The following is a 19900-nucleotide window of genomic DNA, read 5'->3' as shown; positions in this document are numbered from 1 at the left end:
TCACCTGAGAGGAACGTCTATGGAGGACTCTACGTCCCCCAACACCACCCCGAACACGGTCCCCGAAGTCAAGTGGCCCGAGGTCGCGGTCCCCGGCAAGGGCGTCCCCGGGCGTCACGCGGACCAGACGGACGTACGGTCCGCTGTCTCGGTGACCGCGGACCAACCGCATGACGGTGATGGTCCGCAACTGCCAGAGGTCGCGGACCGAATATCCACCGATACAGAAGATCCACAGGTCAGCGGCCTGCGAACCGGACCGCAGACGCCCGACCATGCTGGTCCGGGCGGACCGGACACCGCTCCGAGCGCGGACCAATCGGCCACTTCCGGTCAGTCGGTCCCCGTACCCGGTCCCCGAATTCCGGTCGCGCGGACCACGATTGGGGACCGCGGTCCCCACGGCACCTCGGAGACCGCGGTCCCCGGCGACGGATCGGGAACCGGGGACCGAGTTGGCGCAACCGGTCGGGTGGCCGACGAGGGATCTGTGCTGCTGGACGAGCTACGTGCGGCGATCGGTCGGTACGTGGTGCTGCCGAGCGAGGAGGCATTGACCGCGGTCACTCTGTGGGTGGCCGCATCCCACATCCAGCCCGCTCTCCAGCACGCGCCACGGCTGGCAGTGGTGGGACCGACCAAGGGGTGCGGCAAGTCCCGTGTCCTGGACGTGCTCCACGAGACCGTGCACCAGCCGATGATGACGGTGAACACGTCCCCCGCGGTGGTCTTCCGCATCATCGGCAAGAACCCGCCGACGCTGCTCGTGGACGAGGCCGACACCATCTTCGGCCCCAAGGCGGGCGAGAAGGAGGACCTGCGCGGTCTGCTGAACGCCGGGCACCAGCGCAACCGGCCCGCCTGGCGGATCTCCGGACCGGAGCACAAGCCGACGGCGTTTTCCACCTTCGCGATGGCCGCACTGGCCGGTATCGGCGACCTGCCGGACACGATCATGGACCGGGCGGTCGTGCTGCGTATGCAGAAGCGCAAGCCGGGCGAGCGGATCACCCCATTTCGCTCGCGCTACTCGGTACCCGAGTTGAACGCACTGCGTGACCGGCTTGCCGCATGGCTGGTCCCGCTGCGTGGCGTCGCTGCGGGCTTGGTGCCGAAGATGCCTGTCGAGGACCGCGCTGCGGACACCTGGGAGCCGTTGATCATCGTCGCCGATCTGGCCGGCGGGCACTGGCCCGCGCAGGCCCGTGCCGCCTGCCTGGCGATGACGCGCAACGAGGTGGTCCAAGACGAGCAGACGACCCTGAAGACGCGGTTGCTGCGTGACATCCGCCGCGTCTTCGAGCAGGAGGGCGGCAGGGAGGCCCTGCGCAGCCAGGACCTGCTCGCCGCCCTCGTCCAGGACGCCGAAGCGCCATGGGCCGAGTACGGCACCAAGGGCCTGAACGCCTACCACCTGGCCAACCTGCTACGGGACTTCGGCATCAGCCCGGCCAACCACCGTTTCGAGAACGGCAGGCAGGCCAAGGCATACGCCCGCAACCAGTTCCTCGACGCCTGGGCCCGCTACTGCCCCACCCCCGCCCGACCCTCCATGCCTGAGCACGTGTCTGCACCCGCACGCCCGGCCGAGGGCAAACCGCCGGCCCCTCCATCCGGGGCGCTGCCAGTCGGTCCGCCCGGCGGCACCGCAGGACCCAAGCGCGCTCGCTGACACCTCCCTGGGTCCGTATCACTCCGTCGCATCCGTCCCCGCGCAGGTCAGCGCGGGGACGGATCTCCTCGCCAATACGGATCACTCCGTACCTGCGGCCGCGTCCGTACCTGCTCTGACCAGCCGTGCGACGGATGCAACGGATGTGCCGAAGCCCCACCCACACACCAATGGAGCATCAGCCTTGCCCGACACAGGCACCAGCAAAGCCCCCTTCCAGCGCCGCAGGGGGCTGTTCAGCTTCGCCCGCCGACGAGCAGCAAGCTGGAGCGAACGAGCCTCTAACGAGGCTTCGTCCGCGCTTGCCCCCGCACCCGGGGTGGCGCAGGAGGAGGCCGGGCGCCAGCGGCCACCCGAGCCAAGGAAGGGGATACCCGCGCCCACTATCGCGCCTGTCGCCGAATCCGCATCCGCACCCGCCAATCCGCCCGTCGATGCCCTACCGCCTATCGAGCAGCCCTCATGGCGCGAACCTGACGCCCCGGCACTGCCCACGCTGATGAACCGCAAGCGCACCACCGAGAAGCGCGACCAGGAGAAGACCATCCGCTTCACTCCGACCGCGGTCCGCATCATCGCCAAGGAGGCCGAGCGGCGTGGCCAGAAATTCGCCGGCTTCGTCGGCGACGCCGCTCTCGCCGTCGCCCTCGGCAAGGCGGGCCTGGTCGGCAGCCCGGAGGACGATCCCGTCCGCCCACTGATCGAGGCCATAGAGACCCACACGGTTGCGCTGAACCGCGTCGGCAACAACCTCAACCAGATCGCCGGAGCCATCCACCGAGGAACTGTGCCCGAGCATGCCGAAGCAGTGCTGGCCAGCGTCGAGCAGACGGTGGAGAACAGCTACCGACTCATCGACCGGCTACTGACGGAGGGCGACGCGCATGGTGCCTGATGTCTCCACCGGCAACAGCACGCTCGGCCTGATCAACTACCTCTTCGGCAAAGGCCGACGCGACGAGCACACCGACCCGCACATCGTGGCCGCCTGGGACATGGCCGGCGCCCCGGACCCCGGCCGCGACCCCGAGGCCACCTACACCCTGCTCGCCAGGCGCCTGGACCATCACGTCGACCTGCGCACCCGTGAGCTGGGCGGCAAAAAGCCCCCGCAGCATGTGTGGCACTGCCCCGTGCGCACCGCGCCCGGCGACCGCTACCTCACCGACACCGAGTGGGCCGAGGTGGCCCACCGTGTCGTGGCTGCCACCGGCATCGCACCCGAGGGCGACGAGAAGGCGTGCCGGTGGATCGCGGTGCGTCATGCGGACGATCACATCCACATCCTCGCGACAACTGTCCGCGCCGACGGCCGCCGCCCACGTACAAACCGGGACGGGTGGCGGGCACAGCAGGAGTGCCGCAAGATCGAGGTCAAGTTCGGGCTGCGCCGCCTGAAGTCCGGTGACCTCACCGCGCCGCGCACCCCCACCGGCGCCGAGCGGGCCAAGGCCGAGCGCCAAGGCCAGGGGCAGGCCGCGAGGGAGTGGCTGCGCGAGCAGGCGTACGCGGTCGCCGCCGCCGTACGCAGCATCGACGAGTACTTCACCGTGCTGCGCTCCCTCGGCATCCAGGTAAGGCCGCGCATCGGCCCGGAGACCGGCGAGGTGACCGGCTACAGCCTGGCCGCGCCCGGCGACACTGCCAACGGCGAGCCGATCTGGTACGGCGGCTCGAAACTTGCGCCTGATCTGTCCTACAAGCGCCTGTGTGAACGCCTCCCCACTCAGGACGTGGCCGACCGCCCGCAGCAGGTGGCGGACGTGGGCGAAACGTGGCGCCGCGCCGAATCCGCCATCCGCCACACTCACGCTGTCCTCGACTCGGGCGACGACGTCGTGGCCCAAGGCCACCTGGATGCGTTCGGCGACGCCCTCCACAACCTGGCCCTCGGCAGCCACGGCCCGCACCGTGCCGAACTGCAGGCGGCGGCAAGGACGTTCAACCGCGCTCGCCGCTCGGCGATCCGGGCCGACCATCAGGCCGCCACCGCGATGCGGGAAGCCGCCAAGGAACTCGCCTACGTCACAGGTGATCCGGGCGGGCTCGCCATCGCCCTGGTCTTCGCCGCTCTGCACTTGGCGCGCGCCGCCGCCAAGTGGCACGAGCAACGGGGCCACGAGCAGCAGGCGGCAGCAGCTGAGCAAGCCTTCCGCCATCTGCAGGTGGGCTACCAGGAGGCCGCCGCGCCAGTCCTGTCGGACCTGGCCCACCGGGCCCCGCGCGCCACGATTGCCCGCCGCTTTGAGCAGGACCTTCGCGCGGCCCTTCCCGACCACGCCGACCGCATCCTCGCCGACCCCGCGTGGCCCGCCCTGACCACCACTCTCGCCCGCGCCGAGACCGCCGGCCACAATCCCCGCCAACTCCTGGCCGAAGTCGCTGCCCGCCGAGAACTCGACACCGCGGATCGCCCCGCCGAGGTCCTCAACTGGCGCATCACCGCCGCGCCGAACAGGCGAGCACAGGCAGCACGCACGCGAAGCAACACCCTCGGCTCGTCCTCTGCGCCCTTGGCGCCACAGCCCTCGGCCACGGCGGTGAACGCCAGGCCCGAGGAACGCCGACGACGTCGATAGATCAAGCCGTCGAGCCGCTACCCTCGCTGCTCCTCGCGGCGAGGGCATCAATCAGCCTGTTCTTGCTCACGTCAGGCTGCTGTGGCTCCAGGTGAAGCGCCGGACTCATAGGCTGGCACGACGGACAGATGTCCAGCCCACGCCAAGACCTCAGCCAGGTGCTCGGCCTGCAGCCCGATGTGGGGCTCAGGCTGGAGAAGGAGAGTCGCCACGCCCCGTGCAGTGCGCTCTGCTGCCCAGGCGTGGTCGAGACTGGTGAAGTCGTCGTCGATCCACACTGCGGGCGCGTCACCCAGCCAAGCGTCGACGTGGTCGCGCTTCCAGAGGTAACCGTTGGGGTGACTGGTGGTGATCTCGGGGCGCGGCAGGTCGACGTGCGGCAGGGGCGGAAGGCCGAGGAGGGGTCCGATCAGGGTGGTGGCGTCCTGTCGCCAGCTGGTGCACCAGACCGGCGTGACCAGGCCGGTACGGATCACCTCCATGAGCATGGGGCCGTGGGCCTGGTTGAGCCAGACGGTGACCGGCTCGCCAGCGCTACGGCCGGTCGGCACGACATCGTGGCAAGCATGGGTGGCGGGGGTCGAGCCGTCCGCGTCGGGGAAGGGTATGAGGACGCCGTCGATGTCGACGAGCAGGTAGGGCGGGCGCATCGGTTCCTCCACGAGGGTCCGAGGGGTCAGAGCTTGCGCGCGGTGATCAGCAAGGTGGTGGGCCAGCGGCCCCGTCGGGGGTCGTTGAACTCCTGGGCCGAGGTGAGCCACAGGCCCACGCGGTCGAGGTGCTTCTCCCAGCGGTCGGCATCGAAGTCCCAGCGAGCGACGGGCAGCCGGGTGCGATCGGGCAGCGTGACGTAGTCGCGGCGGGGCCGGTCGTCGGCGGAGGGGGTCCTGCCGCCACGCTGTGGGTGAGGGACGGAAAAGGCGAGGGTGCAGCCGGGCCTGAGGCGGTGGGTGATGGCCGGCAGAAGGAGTTCGGGCGCGATCAGACCGACGGCACCGAAGATCGAGTAGATCGCGTCGAACTGCTCGTCAGACGCGTGCAGGAACTGGAGGGCGTGGCCGGCGACGAAGGTGAGGTTGTTGAGCCGTCCGTAGTGCGAGCGAGCACGTCGGACCTGCAGGCCGACGAGGTCGACGCCGGTGACGTTGGCAGCGTGCCGGGTGGCGAGGCAGGCGGCATTGTGTCCGGGTCCGCAACCGAGTTCTACGACCCGCTTGCGGGGCAGGTCAGGGCCGAGGATCTCAGCTCCGGGGCCGATGCCTGGCCGTGTCGTCCACTCCATCCGGGCGGGAGGGGCGAGCGGCTCGGCCGGACCGGCGGCGGTGCGCTGGAGGGCGTGGGCGTACCAGGGGGAGGCTTGGGCGAGCACCTACACCTCCAGGAGCTGGAGGGCGTCGGTGAGGTGCCGACGGACGACCTTGATGTAGGTGGGGTCGGTATTGGGGTCGTTGATCCAGCGAATGGACTGCTCCATGAACCACTCGACGACCCAGACGCGGTGCCAGCCCAGCGCCCACTTCTCGGCGGTCAGGCCGCCGCGCTCGGCGAGGGCGTCGGGGGTGCCGCCTTCGGTGACGTACGACTCCAGGAAGACGCGAAGTCGGACCGGATCAGGGTCCTCGATGGTGCCGTGCCAGCTGGCGAGGTCGAGCAGGCCGGGGCCGGTGAATGCGCGGGCGAAGTCCAGCAGGCGCCAGCCGCGCCGGCCGATGTGGAGGCTGGTGGGGTGGAACTCGGAGTGCACCCAGCCGAACGGGGCCAGGGTGGCGCCCTGTGTGCGGCTGTCGGCGGCCTGGGCGATCTGGTCGAGGGCCTGCTCGATGTCACCGGTGTCCTGCCACCGGTCGGCCTTGCGTAGCTGGTCGAGGTGGTCCAGGGCGCGGTTGGGCAGGGCCCGCAGCCCCTCCTCGTGAAGTACGGGCAGGGCGACGGCGGTGCGGGTGCCGTGGAGGACCACGGCTGCGGCGGCGCCGTCGAGGTCGTCCGCTTCCCGGATGGGGGTGCCGAGATCCTCCAGCAGCATGCCGAGCCAGCCTTCGATGCGGGCCGAGCTGTAGACCTTCGGCGCGGGAATGCCGAGGCTGTCGGCCAGCCGCAGGGCTTGGTCCTCGCTGTCGAAGGGACTCTTGGCGTACTTGAAGATCCGCGTGCTGCCGTCCGGGAAGGTCACGCGTTCGACGCCGGACATCGACCACACCCGTACCTCCTCACGCTTGGGAGTGGGCTGGCCGACGAGGGTGCACAGGTTGGCGAGGAGGTCGGCAGTGAGGTTGTCGTTCACGAGGACTCCGTTGCGGTTTTGGCGGCGTCCGGGGCGGGCGAGCGAGCCAACCCGCCCCGGGAGCCTTGGTGCTGGGTGTTATGCGGCCGGGGTCACGCGGTGGGCGTAGACCTGCTCGATCCAGCCCGCCTTGAAGGCGGCCAGGTCGTCGCGGAAGTTCGCCATCGACGCACCGTAGGGCGCGATGACGCCGCCGGACTGGTCCGGCACTGACTGGCAGCCGTGCACGAGTCGGCCGCCGAGGGCGGCGTGGGCCTTGATGGACTCGATGCGGCGGTGCTCGTTGAACCAGCCGCCGTGGTAGACCTCGTCCAGCATCCCGCCCGTCTCGTCGTCCAGGTCGAAGACGACCGAGGTGGCGGCGGGGAAGAACCAGCACGGGCCGACGTTGGAGATGTGCCCGTCCAGCTCGACCTTGTTCAACGCCATCAGCGTGGCCGCCTCGCGCAGCATCCGCAGGTGCTCAGCGGTGATCTTCGGCAGGCCGAGGCCGGCGAGGTGCTCGTCGCGGAAGAGGTACGCGTATACCTCGTAGGCGGTGGCCAGCACGCGGGCGGCGTCCGAGGTGGACTCGCCGTGAGCCTTGATGAAGTCCAACGCGAGCTGCTCGACCGCGCTCTCGGTGGTCTCGTCCACGTCCAAGAGCCGGGACTTGACCAGTTCCCAGTCGGCGACGAGCCAGGTGTGGGACTCGAAGCGGAAGAAGTACTCGGCCGGGTCGATGGTGATGCGCCGGCCGTCGACCTGGATGCCGGGCAGGCGGCTCCAGCGCTCGTCGAACGCCTCGGGCAGCTCGACCGTGATGGCCGTGGTGTCGATGGTGGTCACCGTTTCTCCGTCTCTGATCGGCCGGATTCGGGCACAGGGATGCCCGAACCCGGAGCGGGTGTACGGAACTTCGGGGCGCCGTCCGGCCGAAGGGGGGAGCCTGGTCACGGTATCGGACCGTGCCGGGCGGCTGATGATTAGTGAACACGCCGTCACGCACAGTCGGTACGGTGAGAGGCAGTTGAAGCGGTATACGCGGTTTACAGCCCCGGACGGGAGGCGATGGTGGCAGCGCAGAGAGAACCCAACTCCCGGCTGCGCGACACCATCGAGACAATCGGCTGCACGTTCGACACCCTGGCGAGGGACATCCGGCGCATCGCCGCCGAGAACGGCGAGACCCTGCAGACCAACAAGTCGGCCGTCTCGCACTGGGTAAACGGCACCCGCCAGCCCACCGGCCGGACCGGCCAGTACCTCGCCGAAGCGTTGTCTCGCCGGGCAGGCCGCGCGATCACCCAGGCTGAGATCGGCCTGCGTGTTCCCGAGTCAGTACCCGACGAGGCCGATCCCGTCCTGGCCGCCACCGACCTCGGCCGCGCCGACGTCGAACGCCGCCGCTTCCTCGCCGTGGCCGCCTTCACCGCAGCCGGCGTCGCCATGCCCCTCGCCTACGACCACGAGGCCACCGCCCGCATGCTCCGCGCTCGCACCGGCAGCGCCATGGTCGGCGCGGAGGACGTCGACGTCGTACGCCAAATCACCGCCGCCTTCAGCGCCGCCGACGAGCGCCTCGGCGGCGGCCACGGCCTGACCACGGTCACCGCCTACCTCGCCGACACCGCCGCACCCATGCTTCGCGGGCGCTTCCACAGCGAAGCCCTACGCCAAGCGGCCTTCGGCGCCGTGGCCGAGCTTGCCTACCTGGCCGGCTGGAAGCATCACGATCTCGGCCAGGAAGGCGCAGCCCAGCGCTACTACCAGGTCGGCTACCAGCTGGCCTGCGAAGCCGACCCACACGGCCACGCCGCGTGGATGATGCGCTCCCTCGCACACCAGGCCCTCAGCCTCAAGCAACCCCACCACTGCGTCGACCTCGTCGAAGGAGCCCTCACCCGCGGTCTCGGCCACGTCGACGGCCAGACCGAGGCCCTGCTGCACATCACCCATGCCCGCGCCTACGCCGCCGTCGGCGAAAAGCCCGCCGCCGCCCGAGCCCTGCTCGCCGCCGAAGACGCCCTGCTACGCGACGACGGCACACAGCCAAGCTACTCCCGCGTCAGCGGCCCGGCCGCCGGTACCGTAACCAGCCACACCGCCCGCACCCTGACCGACCTCGCCGATCACATCGGTACCGAACAACAGCACCGCGACGCCCTCGTCCGCTGGGACCCGGACAAGTACAAGCGCGTCCACGCCCTCACCTACGCCGACCTCGGCGACAGCCTCGCCGCCCAGGCACGCGCAGACGAGGCCGTCGCAGCCTGGTCCCAGGCCCTGACCCTCATGGAGGGCATGACCTCCGACCGCACCCGCAAGGCGATCACATCACTCCGATCGACCCTCGCGGTCTACCAGCGCCGCAGAGTGCCTGGAGCTGTCGAACTCGCCCGCCGCGCACGCGAAGCGCTGGCCTAAGCTGCCACCAACCGGCCGACGAAGGGACACATGCCGTGGCTCAGCGGACAACCGACGACCAAGCCAAAGCCCTACCGCCCGCTCTCGAATCCATGACCCTGCTGGTTGCCGCCGTCATCGTCCACGACAAGGCCGCCAACCGAGTCCTCCTTCTCCAGCGTAGTCAGAATGCCAAGTTCGCCCAGGGCATGTGGGACCTCCCCGTCGGCAAGAGCGAACCCGGTGAACCCATCACCGAGACCGCAGCACGCGAGCTATACGAAGAGACCGGCCTGACAGTGAAGCCGGAGGCCCTGGCGGTCGCCCACATCATCCACGGCGCCTGGGGCGTCGAAGCCCCCAACGGCTTCCTCACCGTCGTTTTCGCCGCCCACGAATGGACCGGGGAACCCGAGAACCGCGAACCACGCAAACACTCCCAGGTCTGCTGGGTCGATGCCGACGCCATCCCCGCGGAGTTCGTGGACACCACCGCCAGCGCCCTCAACCGCTACCTGACAGGTGGGCCCCAAGTATCACTGGACGGCTGGAAGTAACGAGTGTCACCTACCTGAACGAACATGGCCGCCAGATTTCAATCTCGGATGTGCAACGACAAAGAAGAAAGACCATTGACATGCTCGATGAAGTAGCCATCGCTGTCGCCACCGGTGCCGCCGGCAACGTAGCGGCCTACTTACTGCAGGGGCAGGTTGACGCGCTTCGCACCCGCCTCTCCGCAATTTTCCGGCACGGAACCGAACAGCAGCAGTCTAACGCTCTGCGGACACTGGATGAAGACGCAGCCGCGCTGGCACAACAGACGACCGCTCCGACGGACATCACCTCAAGGTGGACTGGCCACCTCACAGCTTTCCTTGCCGCATATCCCGAAGCGCGGGAGGACGTCGAGGCTCTTGCTTCCGCCGCACCGTCTACGAAAACGGTCAACATCGGATCACAACACAACCACGGATCCGGGACCTTCATCGGGGGAGACAACCACGGCGGCATCACCATCACTCCAGGGAATAGCTAGTGACCCCTTCCGACTCTGAAGAGATAGGACGTCGCGAGCAGCATAACCATGGCTCCGGAACATTTATCGGCGGAGACAACCACGGCGGCATCCATTTCGAGATGGTCGACGCCAAAACCAAGGCACTGCTGGCCATGATGGCCAAGCAGTCGCCAGCGCTCGCCAGGCTGCTCAGGAGGGCACTGGAAGATGGAGTTATTTCTCCCGACACTGTGGATTCACTCGCACGGGCGGCCCGAAATATCAACGAAGATGTCGCCAACCAACTGCGGCATGCTGCTCAGAACATCAATGAGGACGTCGCCCATTCTCTCATGTTCGCCGGCGAAAGAATTAACCCAGCTGTTGCACGAAAGTTAGCCGATGCTGCAGATTCCCTAAACAAGGCAGTCGGGCGACTAGACGTGACTGATCTGCAACGGTTAGTTAATCGACTGGAGGGCAGCCAACGCGCGCTGAACGATGTAACGATGCAGATGGATCGCCTACAGAGAGATGGCCCATTCAGCCGGATGGACCACGTTACAGCTGCACTGGACGGCACAGCGGAGCGCATGGAGCGCCTAGTGACACCACCTGCACCAAAGATCATCATCGACCGGAAAGCGCAGTGGTATTCATTCCTATGGGGCATCGCGACTGGGGCCGCATTGATGGCCTACCTATTGGGACGCTAGCCCGACTTTACAGGACGAGCGAGAGTAACAACGATGGAATTGCACCCTGATCCGCAAGCTGGCGCGCACCTCGAATCTCCCCCTCAGTCCCGATGAACGCAATTAGGCACTTCCCGCACTGCAGCACGAGCGGCCTTGGCATTGGCGGCGGCATTCATACGGGCAATTCGAGCCCGTTGCGTGATTGTGCCACCGAAGGAGCGCCAGCCGTAGAGGGACGCGAGCACCTCAGCAAGGGAAGCCGCGCCTGCAGAAACAAGGCTCACCCCTCGCGCCATCAAAGCAGGAGGCCATGCGACCACTCGTCCTCGACTCTGTTCAGCCGTAACCCTGCATTGCTCTGACCACAGCTCGAAGACTTGGGCCGTTCGGGCCAAAAACGTAGCAACACACGCCAAGCATGCATACGCGAAGGCTATTCCCCCAATGATTCGCTGAGCAGTCCCGGGAGGTGAAGCACCTTCCGTCCACGGCCGACCCATTATTTCATGGAATGCAGCCCAACCGGTCCAGACAGCAAGGAATCCAGCAGCTACCAAAGGGCCACCAAGATCTCCGTAATCATCTAACTCGTCGTCTGGCTCTGGCCGTCGATGGGGCGACTTATTCGATCCAGCCCTTTTCTTCCCCATCGACGGCAAAAAGACCTGCCATATACTGACGTCGCCATTGACGTCGCCACCAACGAACGTCCCGGAGCCGTGGTTGTGCTGCTCACGCGGTTCAGTATCTGCCACCCACGGCTCCCCTCCGTTCGACGGGCCCCGGGGTCCGCCCTCTCCACACACCCATACCGGAAGCAGGCTCTCGGGTCGTTCCGGCCGTCATGGCAACCGCCTCGACTTCACGCATGCCCCAGAAACACTCCCCGCTCGCCGTGACTGCCACCGAAACCTACAGCCGCCCCAGGGTCGCCGTAAGGCGATTCGCACCAAAGCACAGCGATCGGGACGCACCCCCGAGAGACACACCCTGACCCGTCCACACAGAGTTGACGCGCGACCGGACCGTCGCATTCGGTAACGGGCACCCGGTGAGGTGCTCTCTCATGCGCCGGCGACGGCAACCTACCCTTTATCGTCAACTTGACGAGATTATGCGGTAGGATCAACACCTGCATTCGGGCAGTGCTTCCCGTCGCACAGGGCGGGCTGCCCGCTTGAAAGAGAGGTGGCCGTGGTGACGAATCAGACCGCAGCACACAGCCGCGCGCCGGTGCCGGGTACTGGCAGCGTGCTGGACCCCCGGATGTCTCTGGCCCTGAACGTCCACACCTGCCCAGGGGTGTACGCGGTGCTGCTGGGCGCTGGCATCTCCATGGCGTCCGGTATCAAGACGGGCTGGGGCATCGTGCAAGACCTCGTCAGCAAGGTCGCAGTGCTGCACAATCCCGATGCACCCGGCACTGGCGTCGAAGCCACGGCCGACCCGGAGGGCTGGTGGGAGAAGCAGTTCGGTGAACCTCTGGGCTACTCCCGCTTGCTGGCTGAGGCTGCCCCCTCGCAGGCAGCTCGGCAGGCGCTTCTCGCCGGATACTTCGAACCCGAAGACGGCGAGGACAGCGGCAAGCAGCCCACTGCCGCACACCGAGCGATCGCCCGGCTGGTGAAGAGAGGCAACATCAGGGTCATCCTGACGACGAACTTCGACCGCCTCATGGAACGCGCGTTGGAGGAGGTGGGCATCTCCCCGCAGGTGATCCGCGACCACCAGATCGCCAGCATGAAGCCCCTTGTACACAGCCAGGTCACGCTCATCAAACTGCACGGCGACTACGCCGACCTGCAGCAACGGAACACCGTAGACGAACTGGAGGATTACCCTCCGGCGCAGCAGGAACTGCTGGAGCGGGTCCTGGACGAGTACGGGCTGATCGTCTGCGGTTGGTCGGCCGAATGGGACAAGGCGCTGGTCACGGCGATGGAAGGGACCCGCTCCCGGCGTTACCCGATGTTCTGGGGCCAGTTCGGACAGATGAGCGAGACGGCCAGGCGGCTGGTCACACAGCATTCCGCCGCTGTCATCGACGGCGTGACCGCGGACGATCTGTTCACCGACCTTGAGCACCGGGTGGAGGCGCTGGACCGGATGACGGTCGCCCCAGTCACTCGGGACACGGCCGTCGCTCAGCTCAAGCGCTTCCTGCCTGACTCGATCCGGCGCATCGAGGTCCGCGACCTGATCGACCAGACCGTCTCCCACATCGTCAACAACGCCAGTCGGGAGCGGTATCCGTTGACCGGTACCGTCTTCGCCCAGAACATCCGCAGCTACCGCGCGGACTGCGACACCCTGCTGCACCTGTTGGCCAACGGTGTCTTCCACGACGACGGCACCTACGACGACCTGTGGCAACGCGTCGTCGAACGGCTAAACCGGCTGCGCGACAGCGACGCTGGCCACCACACCGAAGTCCTGGAAAAACTGCGGCAGTACCCGGCGTTGCTCGCCACCTTCACCGTGGGCATCGCCGCGGTGCTCAGGCGCCGGGACGACCTCCTCGTGCGTGTCCTCACGCAGCCGGTCTGGTCTCCTCCCTTCGCTGGCAGCCAGCGCCAGACGCCGGCCGTCTACCTCAACCCGGTGCGCATCATCTACGGGAACTCGATCGACGAGGTCTGCCACCCCGAGGGAGGCGGGACGTACAAGTACCCGCAGAGTCACTGGCTTCGCGAGGAACTGCGTGAGCCGTTCCGTCTCGTGGAGCCCGACGACACCGCCTACACGGCCGCCTTCCACCGCTTCGAGTTTTTGGCCTCCCTGATCGCCCTGGACACCGAGCACGAGTTCCTCGCGAACCCGTGGCCCGGCGAGTTCCTCCTCGAGTCAGCGTGGGGTTACGACCAGGTCGGTCTCGCACCGGACATCGCACGGGAGATCACTCCCTCCTGGCCGCTTCTCCAGGCAGGAGCTTTCGGTGGAAAGGTGGAGAGGGCGGAGAAAGCGCTCGAAGCACTCGTGGAGTACCGCTCCCGACGACCGCGGTGAGCATCTCTGCAGTGCGCCTTGGGTGAAGCGGCCCGTGAGGAGGCGGACAACGCGACTCATGGGCAGTCCGCACACAGTCCGCAAGACACCAACTCGAGACCGTCGCACTCCATCGCCAGCCATCGACAAAAGAGCAGGTCAGCGACCTGCAGCAACCATCACCGCAGGTCACCGACCCGCCCCATTACTAGGAGACCAAGAAGGCCTGACCCTCCGGGGCATGCCCGCGCTGCGATTTCTTCGATCGCAACGTCTCCCTTTTCCGCACCCGGCCCGCAGGCCGCCGAGCACGGCGTCCATGACGGTCCGGGTGCGGACGTGTGTGGGGTCCGACGGCGCGTCAAGTCCGAGGCCGCAAGCGTATGAGCCGGGGTCAGAACCCCGCGAGCGTATGCGTCGCAGTCAGAAGGCCCTGATCATCAGAAGGCCCTGATCATCAGGAGGGCGATGATGAGGACCAGGGAGAGGCCGAGGACGAGTTCGGTGTAGGCGCGGGCGCGGACGCCATGGCCGTCGAGGACCAGTTCGCGGGGGTCGTCCGGGGCGTGGAAGACCGTGACCTGGGTGTTCTGGCGGACTCTGACCGGGCGGTTCTTGCTGCCCACGCCGTGCCGGACGGTGCGGCCGTCGGAGGTCGTGAAGCTGAGCAGCGGGTTGATCACCCACTCCCCTCTGCTGCGGGAGTGCGAGGCCGGGACGCCGGGGACGGGGCCGACGACCTGGGCCTCGACGCGGACGCCGCGTTGGCGCAGGTCGTTGTAGGTCATCAGGCGGTACGCGGCGCTACCGACCCAGAAGAGGCCGGTGGCGATCGGGACCAGGAAGGCCAGCAGGGCGTCCAACTTCGGTTCCTTTCAAAAGGTGTTGGCGGAGCGGCTCACGGGCCGGTGTGCACGTAGGCCGCCCAGAGCAGGGGGTCGGGGTTCTGCCGGCGGATGCGGCGGACGGCCGTGTGCAGGGCGGACGCGGAGCGGGCCGGGTCGAGGCGGTCGGGGGCGTCGGGGTGGCGGAGTTCGGCGTAGAAGGTCGCCGTCAGTTGCTGGGCCGTCGTGTCCTCGGCCACCCACTGGGCGGCCACGACATGGGTGAAGCCCGCCAGTTGGAGGGCGCCCGCGAGGTGCAGGGCCTCGTCGGGGAGCCGGGCCGTGCCGCGGGCCGTCTCGCAGGCCGACAGGAAGGCCAGCTCGGCGGCGTCGAGCCGGAGGCGGGCGATGTCCTCGACGGTGAGCAGAGCGGGCCGCTGGTCCCCGTGGCAGAAGAGCCCGCTCCTGGCCGGGCGGGCCGGGTCGTGGCGGGCGTGGCCCGCGAAGTGCAGACAGGAGTGGTTCGGCAGGGCCCGGCGGACGGCACGCCGGTCGGCCATGGGCCCCGCCAGCAGCTTCCGCTCCCTCACCTGTGTGACCAGCCGCAGCGCCTCCTTGCGGGCCGACGGCAGCGGCAGCAGACCCGGTACGTCGGCCTGGTCGACGACGAGGACGCCACCGGCCGTACGGTCGCCGTCGTTCTGCCGCCGCCGCGCCCGGGCCAGGGACCTCAGCGTGGTGGCGTACGAGCAGACGTACCGCTCCGGGAGCTCGCCGGCGGCGTGCAGCGGGAGGAGAGCGAGCAGGCCGGTGGGGCACCACCACAGCCGTCCGGAGCCCTGTCCGGTGGACGCCGACGCGGTCAGGACCGGTGCCACGATCGTCTCCCGCAACCATTCCAGGGTGTCCCGGAGTACGCGGCCGGCCTCCTGGGGCGACCGGCTCGCCGAGGAGAGCGCGGCGAGCAGCGCCTCCGTCCGTTCCTGGAGTCCGCCGGGCCCCTCCAGGCGCAGGTCGGGCAGCGGTACGGTCCGCAGCGTGTCCCGTGCGACGATGAGCGCGTCACAGCGCAGGAAGCTCGTGTTGACGACCACCACGGTCCCCTCGCCGGCAGCCGCCCGCAGCTCCTCGGGAGAGGGCGGCCCGAGGAAGTCGCCCAGCCCCAGCAGGCGGTACGCGTCTCGCGTCAACTCGTCCAGCTCGGCGGACAGTTCGCGGCGCTCGCGGGCCTCGGCCCACTGTTCGCGGGCGGGTGCCGTCGGGTCGACGAAGGCGGAGTCCGCCGAGTGGAGAACGGAGCGGATCTCCGCGATGCGGTGGGCGAGCCGGGGCTCCTGCTCCTCCAGCGCCGTCAGGTCGAAGCAGGAGTCCACGGCCTGGGCGAGGAGCACTCCGCGGCCCTGTTCCAGCAGTTGCAGCGCGGTCTCCGGCCGGCCCGCGGACAGGGCGGCAGCCGCCGCGTCGCAGGCGATGCTGTCCGAGACGGCCAGCCCGCTGATGCGGTCCTCCAGCTCCAGGCCGTGCCAGGCCATCAGCGGCAGCTGGGCGATCGCCAACCGGTAGCCGTCGACGGCCTGCGCCCAGTCCTCCAGCAGGGCGGCCCGCAGCCCCCAGTGCGCCGCGGCGGAGAAACGGACCTTGGTCGGCACCCCCTCGACACCCGCCGCCTCCCGGAACACGGCGCACGCCTTCCTCATGTCACGGTCGCTGCCCGCGTGCAGGGCCGCGAAGGTGTGCGCCTGGGCCAGGGCGGTGAGGAAGGACACACGGCGCACGTCGTCGTCGGGTGTCGCCCGGAGCGCCGACTCCGCCGCGTCGATCGCCTCGCCCACATCGGCGGCGGAACGCGTCAGCTCGTACCGGGTGAGGAAGGCGGTGGAGAGCCCGAGCAGGGATCTGCCCCGGGCCGGATGGCCGTCCGGGGTGGCGCGGACGACCTCCTGGCAGCAGCGGAGGGCCTCGTCCACGTCGCCCCGCCGTCCCTGCTGCCGGCCGCGGTCGATGAGGACCACGGCCAGATTCGTCAGCGCCATGACCCGCCGCGCATGCCCCCGCGGGTACGCCTGCACGGCCAGTCGGCCGGCGTCGATCGCCTCGTCCAACTCATGGGTGTCATGCGTGCGTTCGTACCGGTCGGACAGCGCGAGACAGAGGGTGACGGCCGCCTCGCCCACGCCCTCGCTGCCGGGGGCAGCCGCCTCCACGGCCGCCCGCAGGGCCTCGACCGACTCGTCCAGGTCGGCGAAGGCGCCCGACCGCTCGTACATCCGGCGCAGTGTCATGCCCAGGTTCGTCAGCAGGACGGCCCGGTCGTGCGGCGGTGTCCCCGGCGGTACGGCGGCGACGGCCTCCCGGCCCACCCGTACCGCGTCCTCCAGGTCCGCCACCGTGTTCAGCCTGAGGTACCGGGTGGTGAGGGCGGCACCGAGATGCGAGAGCCACTGCCCGCGCTCCGGATGACCTGGGGGTACCGCTTCCACGGCCTGCTGGGTCAGGTCCACCGCCCGGTGCAGATCGGGCACGCTGTCCAGGCGGTCGGCCCGGTTCCGCAGCGCCATGCCGAGCGCGGAGAACACCTTCGCCGACTCCGGATGACCGGGAGGTACGGCCGCCACGGCCTCCTCCAGGCGCCGGACCGCCTCGTCCAGCAGGGCGGGGTCGCCGGAGCGTTCGTACAGCAGGCCGAGGACGCGGCCGAGGTTGAACAGCACGGGCAGGGCCTGCGCTCCTTCGAGGACCCGCAGCTCCGCCGCCTCGCGCAGGACGACGGCGGCCCGGTCCAGCGCCCCGGAGGGGTCGTCGAGGCCGGCGTGCCGGAGGCGGATGGCCCGCGTCATGTGGGTGAGCCCGAGTTCGGAGAGGCACAGGGCGAGTTCCGCGCTGCCGGCGGGTGACCGGCGCCGGGCGGCTTCCAGGGCCGCGATGGCCTCGTCGCCGTCGCCGTCGCCGTGCTGGCCGGCGCCCACGCTCCCACCGCTCCCGCCCGAGCCCCCACCGCTCCCCGCGCCGCCGGGCGCGAGCCGGTACCGCACCGCCCGCGCCTCCCCCAACAGCGCCTCGGCCCGCTCCCGTTGTGGACCGGCGGCCGACGACACGGCCCGCTGGGCGAAGTCGACGGCGGCGTCGCCGTCGGCGGGGTCCCGCGACTGCCGGAAGCGTGCGAGGTACGCGCTGCCCAGCTCGTGGAGGTACGGCCCGGCGACGGCTTCCTCACCCGACGCGAGCGCCTCCTGGCAGAGGGTGACGGCCTCGTCGATGTCCCGCGCGTCGCGCGTACGGTCGTACCGGAGCCGTAACGCCGCCACGAGCAGCCACGTCCGTCGCGCGCGCCACTCGGCGGGGACGGCGGCCAAATCGCGGCGTTCCATGTCCACCAGGGCATCGAAGTCGGCGGTCTCCTGGGCGAGTTCGGCCTGCGTCGCGATGACGGCGGCGAGGTTGGCCAGGTACAGGACGTACTCCGGATCCCTGGGGGAACAGAGCCGTGCCGCCCGCCGGGTGTGGTCCAGCGCCTCCTGGAGGCCGTCGGCCCGCCCGCGGGGATCCGTCGTGCGCAGGACGCGCTGATGCAGGGCCACCCCGAGGTGGGTCAGGTACATCGCGAGCTGTGGGTCGCGCGGATCGGTGGCGCTCACGGCGGCGCGGAAGGCGTCGACGGCGGCGCGTACGTCGGAGTCCGCGCCGTCACCGCCCCGGGCGGCGCGGGCGGTGAGCGCCACGCCCAGGTGGGAATGGAACACGGCCACGGGCTGCGGAGCCGACCGCGCTGCCTCGGCGGCGCGGGCGACGGCCTCGTCCAGGACGGTGTCCGCGCTCGACTGCCGGGTCTGGACCAGCGCGTTCAGGGCGCCCGCGAGGTTGCCGTGGTACATCCACCGGTTCGGGTCACCCGGGGGTGCGGAGGCCACCGCGCGCCGCCCGGAGTCCACCGCCTCGTCCAGCTCCGCCTCGTCCCGGCTCACCACCGCATAGCGGTCCCGTAACGCGCAGCACAGGTTGGACAGCGCCATCGGACGGGCGGGGTGCCCCTCGGGCAGGAGGTCACGGCAGCGCCGCAGGAGCGCGATCGCCTCGTCGAGCGCACGGGGATCGCGTACGGCGCCCCACCTGGCGTACAGCTCCATGGCCCGGGCGGCCATGCGGGCGGCGTCGTCGCTCCCGGACATCCCCGAACCCTCTCGCCCCGACATGCCCGATCCCTCCCGACCTCTCTTTTCGGCCCTCCGTGGTGGGAGCCCTCAGCCCTTGTCCGTGGCCAGCAGGAACAACACCGCTCCGGCGACGACGAGCAGCGACCCCAGCATCGTCTGCGCCCGGGCCCGGCGCAGGGCTGCCCGCACCTGCCAGGCGTGGACGAGTTCCACCAGGGCGCGGCGGCGGGCGGTGGCGTGCGCGATGTTGACGCGGGCCGCCGTGAGGGCGCGGTCCAGTTCGGCGCGCCGGTCCTCGTCCCGCTCCCGGGCGAGACGTGCCGTCAGGTTGACGGCCACGGTGGTGTGCAGTTCGCAGGCCCGGCCGAGTTGGTCGACGGTCGTGCCGAAGGGGCCGAAGAACAGCTTGGGGGCGTCGGCGATCTCGGCGCGGAGGTCGGCGAGGGCGGGGTCCTGGAGGGACCGGAGCGTGGTGAACCTGGGGGTCAGGACCTCGCCGGTCCACCAGATCGCCCAGAACACCCCGACCAGCGCCAGGGCGAGCCCGCCCGCGGCCACGGCGGTGTCACGGAGGCCGTGGATCCTGCCGATGGCGGCCAGCGGGAACCCGGCGAGCAGCAGTCCGCCGACGGCGGCGTTGGCCATGATGGTCCAGCGCGCCACGGCGCGCATGTCGGCGACGGTGGCGTCCGCGCGCGTGACCACGGCCGCCTGGTCCCCGACCGGCGCGGGGTTCTGGGGCTGGGCCGCCTCGGGAAGCGGGACGCTCACGGCTGTGCGGGACCGGCGCCGTCGTCGTGCCGGAACCGCGTCGCGCCCTCGGGGTCGCCGTCGTCGGGCAACTCCCCGTACGGCCGCCAGGCGGTGCCGTCGTAGTGCTCGACCAGGCCCTCATCGGTGAACCGGATGTCGCCGCTCTGCGGGGCCTCCCCGCTCGCCGAGGCGGCGCCGTCCGACCGCGTTCGCTCGCTCAACGCTGAAACTCCCCAACCACAGAAGCACTTGGGTGGCAGAGCGTACCGTCCCCGAGCACCGTCCCCGTACGACGGAACCCGCCCGCGCGCGGCGTCGCGCGAAGCTTCCGCGCCGCCAACCGGCCTTACCCGGCCCGGGGTTGCGCCGCGAGTACGCCTTCCGAGCGAAACATCACGCGCTCTCCGGTCACATGAGGCGCCCCCGGCGGATCCGGGCGGACCTGTTCGGCCCGGTCACGGTCGGCCGGGACGGCCGTACCCGCGCCGCCGTCGCCTACGACGAGGACCGGCCGAAGACCGCGCGGGTGCGGTTGTGGGACATATCGAATCCGGCGCACCCCGGACAGACGG

The 19900-nt window shown here is 69.6% G+C and carries 16 protein-coding genes; 8 read left to right on the top strand and 8 right to left on the bottom strand.

All coding sequences use genetic code 11. The annotated features are described in order from the left end of the window. The first annotated feature begins 472 nt into the window (after positions 1–472). The 3 genes from STRIP9103_RS09425 (at position 473) to STRIP9103_RS09415 (ending at position 4251) form a co-directional block, all read left to right on the top strand. Positions 473–1672 (top strand): DUF3631 domain-containing protein, encoded by a 1200-nt coding sequence (locus tag STRIP9103_RS09425; RefSeq protein ID WP_234022161.1) that lies wholly within the window; start codon positions 473–475, stop codon positions 1670–1672. 319 nt (positions 1673–1991) lie between these two features. Further along, entirely contained in the window at positions 1992–2567 is a 576-nt protein-coding gene (locus tag STRIP9103_RS09420) for a MobC domain-containing protein (RefSeq protein ID WP_048819981.1), read from the top strand. Continuing rightward, positions 2557–4251 carry a relaxase/mobilization nuclease domain-containing protein gene (locus tag STRIP9103_RS09415; RefSeq protein ID WP_009306063.1) on the top strand — a complete coding sequence of 565 codons (1695 nt, stop codon included), beginning with the start codon at positions 2557–2559 and terminating at the stop codon, positions 4249–4251. The genes STRIP9103_RS09420 and STRIP9103_RS09415 overlap by 11 nt, the downstream gene beginning before the upstream one ends. A gap of 71 nt (positions 4252–4322) precedes the next feature. Here the strand turns inward: STRIP9103_RS09415 and STRIP9103_RS09410 are convergent, their stop codons facing one another. From STRIP9103_RS09410 to STRIP9103_RS09395, 4 genes are all read right to left on the bottom strand, one after another. Continuing rightward, on the bottom strand, positions 4323–4901 hold the full coding sequence (locus tag STRIP9103_RS09410) for an HAD domain-containing protein (protein WP_009306044.1): 579 nt from the start codon (positions 4899–4901) through the stop codon (positions 4323–4325). 26 nt (positions 4902–4927) lie between these two features. Further along, positions 4928–5620 carry a class I SAM-dependent methyltransferase gene (locus STRIP9103_RS09405; protein ID WP_009306055.1) on the bottom strand — a complete coding sequence of 231 codons (693 nt, stop codon included), beginning with the start codon at positions 5618–5620 and terminating at the stop codon, positions 4928–4930. Further along, positions 5621–6532, bottom strand: a complete 912-nt coding sequence (locus tag STRIP9103_RS09400) for a phosphotransferase family protein (protein ID WP_009306046.1) — start codon at positions 6530–6532, stop codon at positions 5621–5623. A 78-nt stretch (positions 6533–6610) separates the two neighbouring features. After that, the gene (locus tag STRIP9103_RS09395; RefSeq protein WP_009306043.1) at positions 6611–7360 is read right to left on the bottom strand and encodes a hypothetical protein; all 750 of its coding nucleotides are present in this window, start codon (positions 7358–7360) and stop codon (positions 6611–6613) included. A gap of 225 nt (positions 7361–7585) precedes the next feature. Here STRIP9103_RS09395 and STRIP9103_RS09390 point away from each other — a divergent pair, with 225 nt between their 5' ends. The 5 genes from STRIP9103_RS09390 to STRIP9103_RS09380 all read left to right on the top strand — a co-directional run bounded on the left by STRIP9103_RS09390 (position 7586) and on the right by STRIP9103_RS09380 (position 13621). Continuing rightward, a complete protein-coding gene (locus tag STRIP9103_RS09390; protein WP_048819983.1) occupies positions 7586–8938 on the top strand; it encodes a hypothetical protein in 1353 nt (450 codons plus the stop codon). A gap of 35 nt (positions 8939–8973) precedes the next feature. After that, on the top strand, positions 8974–9474 hold the full coding sequence (locus tag STRIP9103_RS09385; protein WP_009306041.1) for an NUDIX domain-containing protein: 501 nt from the start codon (positions 8974–8976) through the stop codon (positions 9472–9474). 80 nt (positions 9475–9554) lie between these two features. Beyond that, the gene (locus tag STRIP9103_RS49835) at positions 9555–9956 is read left to right on the top strand and encodes a hypothetical protein (protein WP_158696861.1); all 402 of its coding nucleotides are present in this window, start codon (positions 9555–9557) and stop codon (positions 9954–9956) included. Continuing rightward, a complete protein-coding gene (locus tag STRIP9103_RS49830) occupies positions 9956–10633 on the top strand; it encodes a hypothetical protein (RefSeq protein ID WP_158696860.1) in 678 nt (225 codons plus the stop codon). Before STRIP9103_RS49835 ends, STRIP9103_RS49830 begins: the two co-directional genes overlap by 1 nt. 1179 nt (positions 10634–11812) lie before the next feature. Continuing rightward, entirely contained in the window at positions 11813–13621 is a 1809-nt protein-coding gene (locus STRIP9103_RS09380; RefSeq protein WP_158696859.1) for an SIR2 family NAD-dependent protein deacylase, read from the top strand. Between the two features lie 419 nt (positions 13622–14040). Here the strand turns inward: STRIP9103_RS09380 and STRIP9103_RS09375 are convergent, their stop codons facing one another. From STRIP9103_RS09375 to STRIP9103_RS09360, 4 genes are all read right to left on the bottom strand, one after another. Then, on the bottom strand, positions 14041–14463 hold the full coding sequence (locus STRIP9103_RS09375; protein ID WP_048819979.1) for a DUF3592 domain-containing protein: 423 nt from the start codon (positions 14461–14463) through the stop codon (positions 14041–14043). 35 nt (positions 14464–14498) lie between these two features. Next, on the bottom strand, positions 14499–18590 hold the full coding sequence (locus STRIP9103_RS09370; protein ID WP_048819978.1) for a CHAT domain-containing protein: 4092 nt from the start codon (positions 18588–18590) through the stop codon (positions 14499–14501). Positions 18591–18662: 72 nt separating this feature from the next. Beyond that, on the bottom strand, positions 18663–19346 hold the full coding sequence (locus STRIP9103_RS09365) for a hypothetical protein (protein WP_048819977.1): 684 nt from the start codon (positions 19344–19346) through the stop codon (positions 18663–18665). Further along, the gene (locus STRIP9103_RS09360) at positions 19343–19549 is read right to left on the bottom strand and encodes a hypothetical protein (protein ID WP_009306049.1); all 207 of its coding nucleotides are present in this window, start codon (positions 19547–19549) and stop codon (positions 19343–19345) included. Before STRIP9103_RS09360 ends, STRIP9103_RS09365 begins: the two co-directional genes overlap by 4 nt. Between the last annotated feature and the right edge of the window lie 351 nt (positions 19550–19900).

Source organism: Streptomyces ipomoeae 91-03, assembly GCF_000317595.1.
Taxonomy (GTDB): Bacteria; Actinomycetota; Actinomycetes; order Streptomycetales; family Streptomycetaceae; genus Streptomyces; species Streptomyces ipomoeae.
Note: the sequence above shows the minus strand (reverse complement) of the source record. Positions and strands in the feature narration are given on the sequence as shown.